Annotated in this window: 7 protein-coding genes; all 7 read left to right on the top strand. The window is 72.1% G+C overall.

Translation table 11 applies throughout. From position 1 onward, the window contains the following. The first annotated feature begins 25 nt into the window (after positions 1–25). The 7 genes from BSZ37_RS08165 (at position 26) to BSZ37_RS08195 (ending at position 14,906) form a co-directional block, all read left to right on the top strand. A complete protein-coding gene (locus BSZ37_RS08165; protein WP_095510081.1) occupies positions 26–3,313 on the top strand; it encodes a fibronectin type III domain-containing protein in 3,288 nt (1,095 codons plus the stop codon). A gap of 8 nt (positions 3,314–3,321) precedes the next feature. Then, entirely contained in the window at positions 3,322–4,350 is a 1,029-nt protein-coding gene (locus BSZ37_RS08170; RefSeq protein WP_095510082.1) for a PorV/PorQ family protein, read from the top strand. Between the two features lie 108 nt (positions 4,351–4,458). Further along, positions 4,459–7,293, top strand: a complete 2,835-nt coding sequence (locus BSZ37_RS08175) for a glucoamylase family protein (protein WP_179299528.1) — start codon at positions 4,459–4,461, stop codon at positions 7,291–7,293. Positions 7,294–7,298: 5 nt separating this feature from the next. Continuing rightward, positions 7,299–9,617, top strand: a complete 2,319-nt coding sequence (gene bglX, locus BSZ37_RS08180) for a beta-glucosidase BglX (RefSeq protein WP_218830441.1) — start codon at positions 7,299–7,301, stop codon at positions 9,615–9,617. Between the two features lie 53 nt (positions 9,618–9,670). Continuing rightward, positions 9,671–11,203 carry a sulfatase family protein gene (locus tag BSZ37_RS08185; protein WP_218830442.1) on the top strand — a complete coding sequence of 511 codons (1,533 nt, stop codon included), beginning with the start codon at positions 9,671–9,673 and terminating at the stop codon, positions 11,201–11,203. A 209-nt stretch (positions 11,204–11,412) separates the two neighbouring features. Then, the gene (locus BSZ37_RS08190; RefSeq protein WP_095510084.1) at positions 11,413–12,363 is read left to right on the top strand and encodes a formylglycine-generating enzyme family protein; all 951 of its coding nucleotides are present in this window, start codon (positions 11,413–11,415) and stop codon (positions 12,361–12,363) included. Continuing rightward, a complete protein-coding gene (locus BSZ37_RS08195) occupies positions 12,360–14,906 on the top strand; it encodes a glycoside hydrolase family 2 protein (RefSeq protein WP_095510085.1) in 2,547 nt (848 codons plus the stop codon). The genes BSZ37_RS08190 and BSZ37_RS08195 overlap by 4 nt, the downstream gene beginning before the upstream one ends. Positions 14,907–14,979: the final 73 nt, after the last annotated feature.

The raw sequence follows: 14,979 nt of genomic DNA on the forward strand, positions 1-14,979 counted from the left end.
GGCCGATCCGGCCCTCCGCACCGCAATGACTTCGACGCACCGCCTCTCCGCTGCCCTCGCGCTGCTCCTGGCCGCGCTGGCGCCGGCCGCCGGCGCCCAGGCGCCCCTGCCCACCACGCCGCCCGAGTTCCGCGGCCAGATCAACGCCGAGCGCCAGGGGCTCCACGACGCCAACCGGATCCGGACCCTGTTCTACAACTACGGCATGGTCGGCGACTTCGAGGGGAACGCCGACCTCAGCGTGTTCCACTCGGTCGAGGTCCCCCGCGGCATCGGGCTCAACTACTCCGACGGCATCACGCCGTACGTCCTCGCCCGCGTCACCCAGGAGAACGGGACCCAGGCCTACGTCATGCTCACGGGGTTCCGCGAGCGCCAGGCCCGGAGCCCGCTCACCAACCGCATCATGCGGTTCGAGCCGCGCCCGGGCTACGTCGAGACCGACCCCGAGATCAACGAGGGCACGGCCGTCGCCATCTCGAACGACTTCCGGACGTGGCCCGGCGCGGCCAACCTCAACGAGGAGTTCGACCCGGCCACGGACCCGACCGAGTGCTGGTACGACAAGCGGGACGACCCCGACGACCCGGGCTGGTGCGGGTCCTGGAACGGGTTCTTCGGCAAGCGGCCCAACGCCGACCAGGAGTCGTTCTTCGTCATGGACGACAACTACTACGACGCGTTCGCCTTCTTCCCCGACAGCCGGGACCGGACGCGGCGCGGGCTCGGCCTCCGCGTCGAGGTCCGCGGCTTCCAGTGGGCCAACCCGCAGGCCCAGGACGTCATCTTCTGGCACTACGACATCGTCAACGAGTCGACGACGCGCTACGACGACATCATCTTCGGGCTCTACATGGACTCGGGCGTCGGCGGCTCGGGGCTCTCGTGCGACGGCGTCGCCGAGTCCGACGACGACAACGCCCGGTTCGTGCGGAACCTCAACGGGCGCGACCTCGACCTCGTCTACACCTGGGACGAGGGCGGCCACGGCGTCTCGCTGAGGTCGAACTGCGAGGAGACCGGCTACCTCGGCTACGCCTACCTCGAGACGCCCGGCGACGCGACCGACGGCCTCGACAACGACGCCGACGGGATCACCGACGAGCGCCGCGACAACGAGCCCGGCGACCCGGTCGTGGGCCAGGACGCCATCCGCGCGGCCATGCTGGCCCGGGGCTACGACCTCGCCCAGTTCGAGATCGAGTACGGCCCGCTCGAGCAGCGGCCGGCCTACGTCGCCGGCATCTGGTTCCCCGGCGACGAGGACCTCGACTGGACCGCCGAGTTCTCCGACACCGGCGCCGACGGCGTCTACGCCGACGACCGGACGTTCGGCAGCGGCGAGCCCGACACGGGCGAGAACGACGGGATCCCCACGCCCGGCGAGCCCAACTTCAACCAGACCGACATCACCGAGTCGGACCAGATCGGGCTCACGGGGTTCAAGCTCAACCGGATCCGGGGCTCGGGCGAGGTCGACGGCATCGTGTTCTTCCAGAACGAGAGCCGGTGGCCCGAGCGGCTCTACGAGCAGTTCTCGGACGAGAACCCGAACGTCCGCTTCGACCCGACGATCGTCAACAACTACAACATCGGGTTCCTCTTCGCCTCGGGCCCGTTCACGCTCGACGTCGGGCGGCGGGAGCGGTTCAGCCTCGCGCTCGCCTACGGCTCGAACCTGACGGACCTCCAGGACAACGTCGAGGTCGTCCAGTCGATCTACGACGCGAACTACCAGTTCGCCACGCCGCCGCCGCTCCCGACGGTCCAGGCGTTCGCCGAGGACGGCCAGGTCACGCTCGTGTGGGACACCCGCGCCGAGCGCTCCATCGACCCGGTCACGAACCTCAACGACTTCGAGGGCTACCGGGTCTACCGCTCGACCGACCCCAACTTTCTCGACCCGCAGGTCATCCTCGACGGCCGCGGCACCGGGCCCATCGGGAATGGCCGGCCCATCGCCCAGTTCGACCTCGACAACGACGTCAACGGGTACTCGAACCTCGCCGTCAGCGGGATCCAGTACTACCTCGGAGACGACACCGGCATCACGCACCGGTTCACGGACACCGACGTCGTCAACGGACAGACGTACTACTACGCCGTGACGGCCTACGACTCGGGCTCGGAGGCCTTCAACTTCTACCCGTCGGAGAACTCGATCACGGTCTCGCGGACGCTCCGCGGCGGGACGATCCTGCCCCCAAACGTGGTCCAGGTCCGACCGAACGCCCGCGTGCCCGGCTACGTCGGCGCGACGGCGTCGGAGCCGCAGCGCGTCTCGGGCGAGGGCACGGGCACGGTCACCGTGAACGTCCTGAACTCGGACGTCGTCCCGGAGGGCCGCTTCCGGGTCGAGTTCGAGGGCTCGGCCGACAGCGTCGCCGCGCGGACGTACTCGCTCGTCGACCTCGACTCGGGCGAGGTCCTGGTCGAGGGCGGGACGGACTTCGCGGGGGCCGAGACCGGGCCGATCTCGGCCGGCGTCCAGCCCGTCGTGACCACGCTGGCCGGCGTCACGCCCGACCCCGACGCCAGCGGGTTCACGTCCGGCTCGACGAGCACGACGCTGACCGGGTCGTACATCGGGCCGCTCTCGCCGAACCTCATCCGCGAGGGGTACCCCGAGGACGTGGTCCTCGAGTTCGCCGACACGCCGCTCACGACGTCGCGGGCCGCGATCGGGCAGCCGCCGACCCCGGCCAACTTCCGCCCGACCGGGGCCGACTCCGGCTTCGAGTACGAGTTCTTCTACCGCGAGCTCAGCGGCGACAACACCCTCAACGCGGCCGGCGAGTTCATCGACCTCCTCACGCCCGACCCCGCCTCGGGCGCGCTCCGGGCCACCTGGCGCATCGAGGTCACCGAGGCCGGCGACGCGCCAGGCGCCGGCGACACGTTCCGCCTCGTGGTCCTCACGCCGTTCGGCCCCGACGACGCGTTCACGTTCACGACGACGCCGGCCCGCGTCGACGCCGCGGCGGCGCAGGAGCAGTTCGAGGAGCAGGAGCCGTACGTCGTGCCGAACCCGTACGTCGCCGCGGCCTCGTTCGAGCCCGAGCGGTTCGCGACGGCCGGCCGCGGCGAGCGCCGCATCGAGTTCCGCGCGATCCCGGCCGGCGCGACGGTCCGGATCTACACCGTCACCGGCGACCTCGTCCAGACGCTCGCGCACGACGGGATGACGACGGGGATGGTCCCGTGGAACCTCCGCACGAAGGACAACCTCGACGTCGCGCCGGGCCTCTACATCTTCCACGTGGACGCCCCGGACGTGGGCGAGCACGTCGGCCGGTTTGCCATCATCAAGTAGCCGCCGCCATGACCCGCACGCTGACTCCGCCGACCTGGCGGTTCTCCCTCGTCCTGCTGGCGGCCCTCGCCGCCTCGGTCGCCGCCTCGGCCCAGACCAAGACCGGGACCACGTTCGGCCAGTTCTTGCTGATCGAGCCCAGCGCCTCCGTCGCGGCCCAGGGCAACGTCGGCGCGACGGCCCGGACCGACGCGCTCTCGACGTATTACAACCCGGGCGCGCTCGGCTTCCAGACCGCCTCGAACGTCGGGTTCTCGCACAGCACGTGGCTGGCCGACATCGACTTCAACCACGCCGCGGTCGCGCTCAAGATGGGCTCGGCCTCGACGCTCTCGCTGGCGGTCACGTCGCTGGCCTCGGGCGACATCGAGGTCCGCACGCCGGACCAGCCGCTCGGGACCGGCGAGCTGTACTCGGTCCAGGACCTCGCCATCGGGCTCGGCTACGGGCGCCAGTTCACCGACCGGTTCGGCGCGGGCGTCAACGTGAAGTACGTCCGCGAGACGATCTGGCGGAGCTCGGCCCAGACCATCGCCCTCGACGCGGGCGTGATCTACGAGCTCCCGTTCCGGGCCACCCTCGGGGCGAGCATCACCAACTTCGGCGTCCCGGCCAGCTTCGACGGGACCGACCTCCGGATCCGGTTCGACCAGGACCCCGACACCTTCGGCGACAACGACAACCTCCCGGCCGCGCTGGAGACCGAGGAGTTCGCGCTCCCCGTCTTCTTCCGCGTCGGGATGAGCTACCCGGTCCAGCTCGGCGACAGCCGCCTCGTCCTGGCCGCCGACGCCTACCAGCCGAGCGACAACAGCAACAGCGTCTCGGTCGGCGGCGAGTGGTCCTACGCCGACCTCGTCTTCGCCCGGGCCGGCTACCAGGACCTCTTCCTCGAGGACGCCGAGGGCGGGCTCCGCGTCGGCGGCGGCCTGAAATACCGCGTCTCCGGCTTCGACTTCGCCTTCGATTACGCCTGGGCCGACCACGGCAGCCGGCTCGGCGCGACGCAGCGGTTCACGCTCGGCCTCGGCTTCTAGACCCACGTTCCGTCCCCCTGGAGGGGGAGAGAGGACGGCGGAGTGACGACGGCCACGGCGCCGCTCGCTTCGCCCTCACCCCCGCCTGTCCCGCCTCCCCGACCCCTCGTGTCCCGTCTGCTCGCCCTGCTCGCCGTCCTCCTGACGGCCGGCGCCGTCCACGCCCAGACGGCCACGGCCGTCTTCGACGAGGACGACACGCCGGGCGACGGCGCGTACGCGGCTTCCGACGGCGGCGCCGTCGGCAACGCGACGCTCGACCTCGCGGACGGCCGGCTCCCGATCGCCTCGAGCGGCGCCGTCAGCGGGGCGGACTACGGCGTCCTCACCTACGCGCATGGCGACGGCGGCGGCTGGTCGCTCCTCGTCGGCGCCCCCGGCTTCCCGGCCCTCGACCTCACCGAGGCGGACAGTGTCGTCGTTTTCCTCAACGGCCCGGTCGGCGTGCCGGGCGTGGCGCTTCCGCGGCTCGCGCTCCAGGACGCCGACGGCGACCGGACGGTCGGCGTGTCGCTCGACTTCGGCACGCGCGTGGGCTTCGCCCCCAACGAGAGCGGGTTCCTCGACGGCTCGGCGACCGACCTCATGGTGTCCGTGAGCTACGTCGAGTCGCTCCCGGCCGAGGTCGCGCGGCCCGGCTACCCCGAGTCGATCCGCCTCACGTTCGCCGACGAGGTCGTGGCGACCTCGACCGCCTCGATCGGCTTCCCGGCGCTCCCGGCCCGGTTCACCGTCGCCACGGAGGCGGGCCTGGAGCTCGCGTTTCGGTTCGTGGACACCGACGGGGACGGGACGCTCAGCACCGACGGCGAGTACGTCGAGGTGCTGACGGAGGACCCGGCGACGGGCTCGCTCCGACAGACGTGGCGCATCGAGGCGCAGAACGACCCGGCGTCGCCGCCCGCCACGGGCGACGCGTACCGCCTCGGCGTGTTCAACGGCGGCGTCGACGGCGATCCTGGGACGTGGCAGCGCCGGGCCGTCGCCGTCAAGGACTTCGGGCCCCTCGGCGCCGTCGACGCGGCCCGGATCGCGGGCGTCGTGTTCGAGAACACCGAGGCGACGACGAGCGAGCGGACGCTCTGGATCGACGCGATCTCGGCGCTCGTCTACGATGGCGACCCCGAAGGCCCGGCCCCGCCGACGGCGATCGTGGCGGAAACGGGCGACCGCTCGGTCCGCCTGAGCTGGACGCCGGCGGACGGCTCGCTCGGCGTCGTCGTGTTCCGCCAGCCGGCGGCCGGCGGCCCCTACGAGCGCGTCACGCCGACGCCCGTCCGCTTCGACCACTGGTTCGACCTCGGCGTCGACAACGGCGAGGCCGTCCGCTACGTCTTGCGATCGACGGCCTCCGGTGGCATCGGCTCGCGGATCCAGGGGCCGGACTCCGGCCCGGTCGAGGCCGCGGCCGAGGCGGGCGCGCCCGACGTCTACATCGAGGACACGGCGCGGCGCGCGTTCGACTTCTTCTGGGAAGAGGCGAACCCGGCGAACGGGCTCGTCAAGGACCGGAGCACCGAGGGCTCGGCCTCGTCGATCGCGGCCGTCGGGTTCGGGCTTTCGGCCATCACGGTCGCGATCGACCGCGGCTGGATCACGCGCGAGGAGGGCGTCGAGCGGACGCTGAACACGCTCGACTTTTTCGCGACGTGCTCGCAGGGCGACCAGAGCACAGGTGTCTGCGGCTACCGCGGGTTCTTCTACCACTTCCTCGACATGCAGACGGGGCTCCGCCGCGGCACGACGGAGCTCTCGACCATCGACACGGCGCTCCTCCTCGGCGGCGTCCTCCACGCGGCGCAGTACTACGACGGCGACGGCGCCGAGGCCGACATCCGCGCCCGCGCCGACCAGATCTGGCGGCGCGTCGAGTGGGACTGGGCCGCCAACCGGCCGCCGCTCGTGGCGCTCGGCTGGAAGCCCGAGGAAGGGTTCGCCATCTGCAACGGCGGGCTCTGTGACTGGACTGGGTACAACGAGGCCATGATCCTCTACGTCCTCGGCCTCGGCTCGCCGACGCACCCGCTCCCCGACGACGCCTGGGACGCGTGGACCGCCGGCTACGCGGGTCAGTGGCAGACCCACTACGGCTACGAGTTCCTCACCTTCCCGCCTCTCTTCGGTCACCAGTACAGCCACGTCTGGATCGACTTCCGACACATGCAGGACGACTACATGCGGGGCCGCGGGATCACCTACTTCGAGAACTCCCGCCGCGCGACGCTGGCGTCCCGGGCCTACGCCATCGCCAACCCCGGCAACTTCCCCAACTACTCCGCCGAGGAGTGGGGGCTGACGGCCTCCGACGACCCGTTCGGCTACCGGGCCCACGGCGCGCCGCCGGCCCAGAGCGACAACGGGACCATCACGCCGACGGCCGCGGGCGGCTCCTACGCCTTCACGCCCGACCTCTCGCGCGAGGCGCTCCGCACGTTCTACGCCCGCTACACCAACGGCCTCTGGGGCGACTACGGCCTCAAGGACGCCTACAACGTCGAGGAAGGGTGGTTCGCGAGCGACTACCTCGGCATCGACCAGGGCCCGATCGTGCTCATGATCGAGAACGAGCGGACGGGCGCCATCTGGGAGTCGTTCATGACCCACCCGGACGTCCGCGCCGGGCTGGAGCGGGCCGGGTTCGACGTGCCGGCCGTGGCCGAGGAGCCCGAGCCGGGCACCGAGGCGGCCACCCTCAATCGCCCCGCCCCGAACCCGACCGCCGGCTCCGTCCGCCTCGGCGTGTCGCTCGCCGAGGCCGGCCCGGCCCGCCTGACCGTCCACGACGCGCTCGGCCGCCGCGTCGCCGTCGTCGCCGACGGGCCGCTCGCGGCCGGGGCGCACGCGCTGTCGTGGGACGCCTCGGCCGTCGCGTCCGGCGTCTACGTCGTCCGTCTGGAGGCCGCCGGCCTCGTCCGCACCCGCACCGTCGTCGTCACCCGATGAGACCCGTGAACCGACCCCTCCCGCTCTTCGCCCTCCTGCTGGCGGTCGCCGCCAGCGCGCAGCCGGGCGCCAGCCCGCAGCGGGCGGCGTTCTACGCCGGCTACGACCTCGACGCCGAGGCCGCCTTAGTCGAGGACCTCCTCTCGCGGATGACGCTCGACGAAAAGCTCGGCCAGCTCACGCAGTACACCGGCCAGTGGGCCGTGACGGGCCCGGCCGTGCCCGAGACGGGCGAGGACGAGATCCGCGCCGGCCGCGTCGGCTCGTTCCTCAACGTCTACGGGGCCGACTACACGCGCCGCGCGCAGGAGGTGGCCGTCGAAGAGAGCCGCCTCGGCATCCCGCTCCTGATCGGCTACGACGTGGTCCACGGCTTCCGGACGGTCTTCCCGGTCCCGCTCGCCGAGACGGCCTCGTGGAACCTCGACGCCGCCGAAATGGCCGCGCGGATCGCCGCGCGCGAGGCCGCGGCGTCGGGCATCAACTGGACGTTCGCGCCGATGGTCGACATCGCCCGCGACGGGCGGTGGGGGCGGATCGTCGAAGGCGCGGGCGAAGACCCGTTCTTGGGGAGCCGCTTCGCCGAGGCGCGCGTCCGCGGCTTCCAGGGCCACACCCTCCCCGGCCTCGCGTCGGACTCGACGGTCGTCGCCACGGCCAAGCACTTCGCGGGTTACGGCTTCGCCGAGGGCGGCCGGGACTACAACACGACGGACTTCTCAGAGCGGACGCTCCGCGAGGTCGTCCTCCCGCCGTTCTACGCCGCCGTCGAGGCCGGCGCGCAGACGCTGATGTCGGCGTTCAACGAGATCGGCGGCGTCCCGGCGACGGCCAGCGAGCACCTCTACGGCGACATCCTCCGCGACGAGTGGGGCTTCGACGGGTTCGTCATCGCCGACTACACGGCCGTCCGCGAGCTGATGTGGCACGGGATCGCGGCCGACAGCGCCGAGGCCGGCCGTCGCGCGCTCTCGGCCGGCGTCGACATGAGCATGGTCGACGGGATCTACGCCCGGAACCTCCCGGCGCTCGTCGAGAGCGGCGACCTGCCGATGGCGGTCGTCGACGAGGCCGTCCGCCGCGTGCTGCGCGTCAAGCGCCGGGCGGGGCTGTTCGAGGACCCGTACCGCTACTCCGACGCCGAGCGCGAGGCCCGAACGCTCCTCGCCGACGCCCACCGCGCCGCGGCCCGCGACGTGGCCCGCCAGTCGGTCGTCCTCCTGAAAAACGACGGCGACGTGCTGCCCCTCCGCCGCGACCTCCCCACGCTCGCCGTCATCGGCGCGCTCGCGGCCGACTCGACCTCGGCGATGGGCTCGTGGGCCGGCGCCGGCCGCTGGACCGAGACGACGCCGATCCTCCCGGCCCTCCGCGCGGCGCTCCCCAACACCGACGTCCGCTACGCCCCCGGCTACCCCGTCGTCCGCGGCACCTTCCTCGAGATGGTCGACCTCGCGCTGTCGATGGACACGTCCGGCCACGCCGAGGCGGTCCGCCTCGCGGCCGAGGCGGACGCGGTCGTCCTCGTCCTCGGCGAGCACCGCGAGCTGACGGGCGAGGCCGCCAGCCGGGCCAGCACGGAGCTGCCGGGCGCGCAGCTGGAGCTGGCGCGGCGCGTGATCGAGGCCGCCGGCGACACGCCCGTCGCGGTCGTCCTCACGAACGGCCGTCCCCTCGCTCTCGCCGACCTCGACGCGATCGCCCCGTCGATCCTGGAAGTGTGGCATCTCGGGACCGAGATGGGCCCGGCCGTCGCCGACGTGCTCCTCGGCTATCACAACCCGGGCGGCAAGCTGCCGGTCACGTTCCCGGCCGCGACCGGGCAGGAGCCGATCTACTACAACCGAAAGCGGACCGGCCGGCCGCACGACGTGCCGTACGCCTCCGACAAGTACGTTTCGCGCTACCTCGACGTCCCGGTCGAGCCGCTCTACCCGTTCGGCCACGGCCTGAGCTACACGACGTTCGCCTACGCCGAGCCGACGCTGAGCGCGACGGAGATCGGCATCGACGGCTCGGTCGAGGTCTCGGTCGACGTGACGAACACGGGCGACCGGGCCGGGGTCGAGGTCGTCCAGCTCTACGTCCACGACGAGGAGCGGAGCACGACGCCGCCGGTCCAGGAGCTCAAGGGCTTCGAGCGGGTCGAGCTGGCGCCGGGGGAGACGCGGACGGTCACGTTCACGCTCGCGCCGGACGACCTCCTGTTCTGGGGAATGGACGTCCCGGCCTGGACGGTCGAGCCCGGGTGGTTCACCGTCATGGTCGGCGGCTCGTCCCTCGACGCGATGAGCCGTACCGCGCGCTTCGAACTCACCGACTAGCCCCGCCCGCCTCGGCCCCGAGGCGGACGGACCCACCGCCCACCCCACATCCCATGTCCACCCCGTCCGACACGCTCCGCGAGTGGGGGGAGGCCCTCAAGCGCGCCCTCCAGGGCCTCCTCGGCCGGGGCGATGAGCCGCAGCCGGTCCCGGTCCGGGTGAAGATGCTCGCGTTCGTGCTGCTGGCGGCGTCCGCCGATGCGCAGCCGCGGAACGTGGTGTTCATCCTCTCGGACGACCACCGCTACGACTTCTTCAGCGCGCACCCCAACGCGCCGGCGTTCCTCCGGACGCCGAACATGGACCGGATGGCGACCGAGGGCGCCCACCTCGCCAACGCGTTCGTCACGACGAGCCTCTGCTCGCCGAGCCGCGGCTCGATCCTGACCGGCCGCTACGCCCACAACCACGGGATCGTCGACAACACGAGCCCGATCCCCGAGGGCACGCGGTTCTTCCCGCAGGACCTCCAGGCGGGCGGCTACCGGACGGCCTACGTCGGCAAGTGGCACATGGGCGAGGTCGACGACGCGCCGCAGCCGGGCTTCGACCGGTGGGTCTCGTTCCGCGGGCAGGGCGCCTACACGGACCCGCTCCTCAACATCGACGGCGCCCAGGTCCAGCACGAGGGGTACACGACGGACCTCCTGACGGACTACGCCGTCGAGTTCCTCGAGGCGCAGGACGGGTCGGAGCCGTTCTTCCTCGAGCTCTCCCACAAGGCCGTCCATGCCGAGTTCAGCCCGGCGCCGCGCCACCGTGGGACCTACGCCGACGTGACGATCCCGTACCCCGAGACGATGTGGCCGACCGAGCGGAACGTCCTCGGCAAGCCCCACTGGGTGCGGGCCCAGCGCGGGAGCTGGCACGGCGTCGACTTCATGTTCCACGGCGACCTTGGGCCGGGCCAGAGCGGGTTCGACAACTTCTACCGCCGCTACACCGAGACCCTCCTGGCGCTGGACGAGAGCGTGGGCCGCGTGCTGGAGACGCTCGAACGGCTCGGCCTGGCGGAGAACACGCTGGTCGTCTACATGGGCGACAACGGGTTCCTCCTCGGCGAGCACGGGCTGATCGACAAGCGGAACGCGTACGAAGAGTCGATCCGGGTCCCGATGCTGGCCTGGGCCCCGGGCTGGATCGAGCCGGGCACGCGCGTCGAGGCGCTCGTCCGCAACATCGACGTCGCGCCGACCTTCCTGGAGCTGGCGGGCACCTCGACCTCGATCGACATGGACGGGACGTCGTTCCTCGACCTCCTCCCGGGCGGCGCCGAGGCGGGCGGGGCCGGCCGCGAGTTCCTCTACGAGTACTACTGGGAGTACGCCTTCCCCCACACGCCGACGACGTTCGCGCTGCGGGGCGACCGGTACAAGTTCATCTACTACCACGGCGTCTGGGACACCGAGGAGCTCTACGACATCGCGGCCGACCCGGAGGAGCGGGTCAACCTCGTGGAGGCCCTCCCGGAGGTCGCCGCCGACATGCGGAGCCGGCTCTTCGACCGTCTCAGCGAGGACGACGCGATGCGGGTCCCGATGCGCCGCGGCAACTGGAACGCCGACGAGCGGCTGCTCTACGACTGATGACCATCAGGGTCCGAGGATCGGGGAGCGGGGGACGGGCCGAAGGCTCGGCCCTGAATCCGTGTCATCCTGAGCGGAGGCCGCGCAGCGGCTGGAGTCGAAGGAACTCTGGCGAGCACGCACTTCGATGCGCGCTCTCGGCGTCGGATGGAGCCCCCGTCGCACCAGAGATCCGTCGACTCGCTCCGCTCGCTCAGGATGATACGCGGATGGGCCGGCGTGTTGTCCCCCTTCTCCTCCTCGCGCTGGCGGTCGCCGTCGGCGGGTGCGGGTCGGGCGACGCGTCGGCCGAGGCGGCCTCGGTGGAGCCGTCGAGGGAGGCCGCGCCGCCGCCCGCCGACCTCGTGATCCCCGACGGCCAGGTGTGGGTGCCGGGCGGGCCCACGACGATCGGCGTCACGGCGGGCGAGAGCGGGATGCCGCACGAGCGGCCGGCGTTCGAGGCCGAGGTCGCGCCCTTCCTCCTCGACCGCTCGCCCGTCACCGTCGCCCGCTTCCGCACGTTCGTCGACTCGACCGGCTACGAGACGCAGGCCGAGCGCTTCGGGGACGGCGCCGCCATGGACCAGTCGACCGGCCAGTGGGCGCTCATCCCGGACGCGCAGTGGCGGACGCCGTTCGGCCCCAACCAGCCCCCCGCCGAGGCGGACCACCCCGTCACCCAGATCGCCTACACCGACGCCGAAGCGTTCTGCACGTGGGCAGGCGGCCGGCTCCCGACGGAGGTCGAGTGGGAGCACGCCGCCCGCGGCGCCGTCGACGACCGGAGCCCCTACGCCTGGGGCGACGACCTCAACGAGGACGGGCGCCCGAACGCGAACACGTGGACCGGCTCGTTCCCTGGCAACGACACGGGCGCCGACGGCTACCGGGGCGGCACGAACCCCGTCGGCCGCTTCGGCGAGACGCCGCTCGGGCTGACCGACATGGGCGGCAACGTCTGGGAGTGGACGGCGAGCTGGTACCGCCCCTACGACCAGCGCGACGCGCCCTTCACGCCGACGGCCACGAGCGAGCGCGTCCAGCGCGGCGGCTCGTACCTCTGCCACCCGTCGTACTGCCACGGCTACCGCGTGAGCGCGCGGAGCCACGCGACGCCCGAGTCGTCGTTCGCCCACGTCGGCTTCCGCTGCGCCACCGACCTCCCCGAGGGCTCATGATCGGCCGCGCGCTCCTGCTCGCCCTGCTGACGGCGGCGTCCGCCAGCGCCCAACGGACCCAGACCTCGCTCAACGACGCCTGGCGCTTCTGGAACGCCGACGCGCCCGGCGCCGAAGCCCCGGCCTTCGACGACGGCGCGTGGGACCGCGTCGACCTCCCGCACACGTGGAACGCCGAGGACGCCTTCGACGACGAGCCCGGCTACCGCCGCGGCGCCGGCTGGTACCGCCGCACCCTCCGCCTCGGCCCTTCGACTTCGCTCAGGGGAGCCGCCGAGGCGGGCACCCCCGGGCGGCGGTTCCTCCATTTCGAGGGCGCGAATCAGGTCGCCGACGTGTGGGTCAACGGCCAGGACGTCGGCGGTCACGTTGGCGGGTACACGGCGTTCGTGCTCGACGTGACCGACGCGCTGCGAGAGGGCGAGAACGTCATCGCGGTCCGCGTCGACAACAGCCACAACCCCGACATCCCGCCGCTCGACGCCGACTTCACGTTCTACGGCGGGATCTACCGCGACGTGTGGCTGATCGAGACCGACCCGGTCCACATCCCCTTTCGCGGCAACGCGACGAACGCATGGTTCGACACGCCCGGCCTCGCGGAGGGCGACACGCGCGTCCGCGCCCGCGCCCGGGTGACGAACAGCGGCGGGATCCCCGTGACGGTCGAGCTCGCCCACCGGCTGATCGACCCCGACGGCGCCGAGGTGACGGCGTGGAGCACGACGCACGAGCTCCGGCCGGGCGGGGCGGTACTCGACGAGGAGTGGAGCGAGCCGGTCGAGGCGCCGCGCCTGTGGTCGCCGGAGACGCCCCACGTCTACCGTGTCGAGACGCGCGTCGAGGTGGACGGGGAGACGCGCGACCTCGTCACGAGCCCGTTCGGGTTCCGCTGGGTGGCGGTCGACGGCGACGGGTTCATGCTCAACGGCGAGCGCCGTCAACTCCACGGCACGAACCGCCACCAGGACGTCGAGGGCGACGGGAACGCGCTCCCCGACGACCTCCACCGCCGCGACGTCCGCCTCGTCAAGGAGACCGGGTTCGACTTCCTCCGCCTCGCGCACTACCCGCAGGACGAGGCCGTGCTCCACGAGACCGACCGCCTCGGGTTGATGGTGTGGGAGGAAATCCCCGTCGTCAACACGATCACGCAGTCGGAGGCCTTTGCGCAGAACGCCGAGCAGCGGCTGCGCGAGATGATCGTCCAGCACTACAACCACCCGTCGGTCGTGATCTGGGGCTACATGAACGAGATCCTCCTCCGGATCCCAAACCCGACGCCGGAGGGCTACGTCGACGACGTCCGCGCCCTCGCGGAGCGGCTGGAGCGGGGCGTCGAAGAGGTCGACCCCACGCGGCTCACGGCGATGGCCGTCTCGTTCAACGAGGCCGAGTACCGGATCGCGGACGTCTCGGACATCTTCGCCTTCAACCTCTACTTCGGCTGGTACCACGACACGTTCGCCGACCTCGGCGTGTTCATGGACAGCCTCCACGCCGCGCACCCCGACGTCCCGCTCATGCTGAGCGAGTACGGCGCCGGCTCCGACGAGCGGGTCCACGCCGACCGGCCCGTCCGGTTCGACTTCTCGACCGAGCACGCCGAGAACTTCCACCACGCCTCGTTCCAGACCGTCCGCGACCGCCCGTGGATGGTGGGCAGCGCCGTCTGGAACCAGTTCGATTTCGGCTCGGCCGGGCGGCAGGACACGAAGGACGGGATCAACCAGAAGGGCCTCCACTTTTTCGACCGGACGCCGAAGGACGTCGCGTTCCTATACCGGGCGATGCTCCTCGACGAGCCCGTGATCCGCGTCGAGCGCGACCACCTCCACCGCGCCGGGCCCCGCCGCCAGTCGGTGCGGGTGTTCACCAACGCGGCCGAACTGGGCCTCTCCCTCGACGGCGGCCCGCCGATGCGGGGCGTCCCCGACGACGGGCTGGCGGTCTTCGAGGTCGAGCTGGCCCCCGGTGCGAACCGGGTCGACGTGATGGGCCTCTGGGGCGACGCGATGCACCACGACACGGCCACGCTCCACTACACCGACACCGGGGCCTTCTTCGAGGGCGGACCGGACGCGCCGCCTGAGGTCGCGCTCAACGTCGGCGCCGACCACAGCTTCACCGGCCCGTCTGGCCTCGTCTACGTCGCTGAGGCCGACTGGCCCGGCGCGGCGCCCGACGGCGAGGCCCGCCGCACCCACCACCGGATCGGGGCGACGGAGGACGACGCGCGCTTCCAGTCGGCTCGCGAGATGCCCGAGGCGTGGACGCTGCCCGTCCTGCCGGCCGGGGCCTACGACCTCACGCTCGGTGCCGTCGGCACGGGCGAGGCACCCCAAACGGTCGCCGTCGACGTCGTGGCCACTCCTCTCGGTTCGCCGGTGGGCACCCTCCGCCTCGACCTCGCCGAGCGCTGGCGGGCCGTCGAGGGACGCGTCCGGTTCACGCTCCCCGAGCGCGCCGCGCCCGTCCTCCGGTTCTCGGGGGGCGACGGCGCCCCGCCCGTCCTCTCCACCCTCGTCCTCCGCCGCCTGTAGTGGCTCTGCCCCCTGTCATCCTGAGCGCAGCGGAGGACCCCGCCGGACTCGGCCGGGTCGCCCATCGTGCCGC

The sequence above is a fragment of the Rubrivirga marina genome, assembly GCF_002283365.1.
Classification (GTDB): Bacteria; Bacteroidota; Rhodothermia; order Rhodothermales; family Rubricoccaceae; genus Rubrivirga; species Rubrivirga marina.

Bases quoted from the DNA above. Each gene is read 5' to 3' on its own strand.
- BSZ37_RS08165 (WP_095510081.1), top strand. From the start codon at position 26: ATGACTTCGACGCACCGCCTCTCCGCTGCCCTCGCGCTGCTCCTGGCC.
- BSZ37_RS08170 (WP_095510082.1), top strand. From the start codon at position 3,322: ATGACCCGCACGCTGACTCCGCCGACCTGGCGGTTCTCCCTCGTCCTG.
- BSZ37_RS08185 (WP_218830442.1), top strand. From the start codon at position 9,671: ATGTCCACCCCGTCCGACACGCTCCGCGAGTGGGGGGAGGCCCTCAAG.
- BSZ37_RS08190 (WP_095510084.1), top strand. From the start codon at position 11,413: ATGGGCCGGCGTGTTGTCCCCCTTCTCCTCCTCGCGCTGGCGGTCGCC.
- BSZ37_RS08195 (WP_095510085.1), top strand. From the start codon at position 12,360: ATGATCGGCCGCGCGCTCCTGCTCGCCCTGCTGACGGCGGCGTCCGCC.